General features: G+C 52.2%; 2 protein-coding genes. Both read left to right on the forward strand.

Annotated elements, in window-relative coordinates:
• A partial coding sequence (glgP, locus tag EIZ48_RS27760) for a glycogen/starch/alpha-glucan family phosphorylase (protein ID WP_160658583.1) occupies positions 1 to 1442 on the forward strand: 1442 nt, incomplete at its 5' end.
• A gap of 88 nt (positions 1443 to 1530) precedes the next feature.
• On the forward strand, positions 1531 to 3358 hold a 1828-nt coding region (gene malQ / locus EIZ48_RS27765), incomplete at its 3' end, for a 4-alpha-glucanotransferase (RefSeq protein ID WP_160658584.1).

The raw sequence follows: 3358 nt of genomic DNA on the forward strand, positions 1-3358 counted from the left end.
TTGACGAATACAAGCTGGGTTGGGATGCCGCGTGGGCCATTTCTTCGAAGACATTCGCCTACACCAACCACACCTTGCTGCCTGAAGCACTGGAAACGTGGAGCGAAGCACTGATTGCACAAATGCTTCCTCGTCACATGGAAATCATTTTCGAAATCAACCACCGCTTCATGAAGCTGGTTGAGCAGACCTGGCCGGGCAACAATGAAGTGAAGCGCAAGCTGTCTATCATTGAGGAAGGTCCTCAGCGCATGGTACGCATGGCGAACCTGTGTGTGGTCAGTACTTATGCCGTTAACGGTGTAGCCGCACTGCACTCTGAGCTGGTCAAGCGTGACCTGTTCCCTGAGTTCAACGAGCTGTTCCCTGGYCGTCTTCAGAACGTGACTAACGGTGTGACACCACGYCGCTGGATCAAATACTGTAACCCGGGTCTTTCTGCGCTGATCAGCGAGAAAGTGGGTAACGACTGGCCGAATAAGCTTGAGAAAATTGCCGGTCTGGAGAAGTTTGCTGAAGATGCAGCGTTCCAGAAACGCTACATGGCAGTGAAAAAAGAAAACAAACAACGTCTGGCTGACTGGGTTGAAGAGAACATGGGTATCGAGCTGGATACCAATGCCATCTTCGATATTCAAATCAAGCGTCTGCACGAGTACAAGCGTCAGCACCTGAAYCTGCTTCACATTCTGTCGCTATACCATCGTCTGCTGAACGATCCGACATTCGACATGCAGCCTCGCGTATTCTTCTTTGGTGCCAAGGCGGCGCCGGGTTATGCGCTGGCGAAAGATATTATCTTTGCTATCAACAAGGTTGCCGAGAAGGTGAACAACGATCCTCGTCTTGGCGGCAAGCTGAAGGTGGTCTTCATTCCTGATTACCGYGTGAGCCTGGCTGAGATCCTGTTCCCTGCAGCAGACGTATCAGAGCAGATTTCGACTGCCGGTAAAGAAGCATCAGGTACMGGTAACATGAAGTTCGCGATGAACGGTGCCCTGACCATCGGTACGATGGACGGCGCGAATGTCGAGATGCGCGAAGAAGTCGGCGATGACAACATCTTCATCTTCGGCCTGTTGGTTGATGAAGTACAGAAACTRAAAGAAGAGGGTTACGAYCCTTACCGTTATTACCATGCTGATAGCTTACTGCGCGCAGCACTGGATCTATTGGAAACTGATGAGTTCACACCAGGATACCCTGGCCAGCTGGCAGCGATCCGCCACAACYTGCTGGACGGTGGTGACCCTTACCTGGTACTGGCTGACTTTGCCGACTACGTGAAAACTCACGAGAAAATCGATGCTGAATACCGTGACCAGAAGAACTGGGCACGCAAAGCAATTCTAAATACAGCATTGATGAGCAAGTTTAGCTCAGACCGTAGTATTCGAGACTACGCCAATAACATCTGGAACCTAGAGCCAGTAAACCGTTAATTCAGTCCATTGGGTGATTAAGAGTCTGAATTGATATCAGCAAAACCCTAACATCGAAGCGGCCGCAAGGCCGCTATCGGAGAGAACGATGAAAGACGATCAAGTATTAAAACAAGTTGCTGACATCGCAGGTATTGCAGATAGCTATGTCAGTGCTTGGGGAGATGAAGCCAAGGTGGAAAGTGAGACGATCCGTCGTCTGCTGGCTGCGCTTGGTTACGACACGCGAAGCGACGAAGCCTTGCTGGAGTCTGCCAATAAAAAACACCAACCGGATGTGTTGGCACCGGTACAGGTAGTACGCAGCGGTGAGCCGATGCGCATTGCCATACACCTTGATCAAGCCGCGCGGATCAGCGATTTTAGCTGGCGCCTGGAAACCGAGCAGGGCGAGGTGATGGAAGGCTGGTTACAGTCGCAGCTGATCAGTGACGAGCGTGCCGATGGCGGCCCGTTGGTGTTCGCACTGCCGGATGATCTGGAGTGGGGTTACCACAAGCTGGAAGTGTTCCGCAAGCGTCGAAAATCTCCGTTTGAAATGACTTTGATCGTCACGCCACAGTCTTGTTACAAGCAGGATGCCCTGCAGGAAGACAAGAAGCTTTGGGGGACGAGTGTTCAGCTGTATTCAATTCGCACTAATCACAACTGGGGGATTGGTGATTTCGGYGATCTRAAACAACTGGTTGCCGATGTTGCTGCCCGCGGTGGTGATTTTGTGGGTCTTAACCCTATTCACKCCTTATTCCCGGCCAACCCAGAAGGCGCGAGCCCATATAGCCCGTCTTCTCGCCGTTGGCTGAACCTGATGTATATTGATGTGAGCTCAGTGTCTGAGTTTGCCCAGTGTGACGAGGCCCAGCAATTGGTAGGCAGCCCTGAGTTCCAGCAGCGTCTGGTCGAGGCCCGCAATGCCAACTGGGTGAACTACAGYGAGGTRTCCTGCCTGAAAATGGCCGTGCTTCCTTTGCTGTTTGATACGTTCCGTGAGCGTCACCTGGATAAAAAGACGGCACGTGCAGAGAAATTCCAGGCGTTTGTTGAGCAGGGCGGTGAAAGCTTGCTTCACCAGGCGGCCTTCGATGCGCTTCATGCTGAGCTGAAGAAAGAAGATGACTCCGTGTGGGGTTGGCCGGTCTTCCCTGAAGAATACCGTCACTTTGATAACCCTGCCGTGCAGACATTTATCAAGAAGAACTATGCCAAAGTACAATTGTTCATGTACTTGCAGTGGATTGCCGATACCCAGCTGGCCGAAGTCAACGAGTTGGCAGAAGAAAAGGGTATGGTCATGGGGCTTTACCGCGACCTGGCTGTGGGTGTCTGTGACTCAGGCTCTGAAACCTGGGCTGATCACGGTGCGTTGTGTCAGGACGTCAGCGTAGGTGCGCCGCCAGATATTCTTGGTCCTCTGGGTCAGAACTGGGGATTGCCGCCGCTTAACCCGGAAGTGCTGAAAGAAAGAGCCTATGACCCTTATGTTCAGCTGATCCGTGCCAATATGCGTAGCTGTGGTGCACTTCGCATTGACCATGTTCTGGGCTTGCTGCGTCTGTGGTGGATCCCGAAAGGTGAGGGCGCCAAAGACGGTGCTTACATGTACTACCCGGTAGAAGACATGATGGCGATCCTTGCGCTGGAAAGTCACCGTCACCAGTGTACGGTGATCGGTGAAGACCTGGGTACCGTGCCTGACGAGATTGTTGAGAAGCTATCGACGGCGGGTATTCATTCTTACAAGGTGTTCTTCTTCGAAACAGCCGAGGATGGTGGTTTCTATTCGCCATCGCATTATCCGCAGCAATCCATGGCGGCGCTGTGTACCCATGATATGCCGACCTTACGTGGCTTCTGGCATTGTGATGACCTTAAGATGGGTGAAGAGCTGGGTTTGTATCCTGACAAGGAACAACTGG

The sequence above is a fragment of the Photobacterium alginatilyticum genome, assembly GCF_009910675.1.
GTDB lineage: Bacteria > Pseudomonadota > Gammaproteobacteria > Enterobacterales > Vibrionaceae > Photobacterium > Photobacterium alginatilyticum.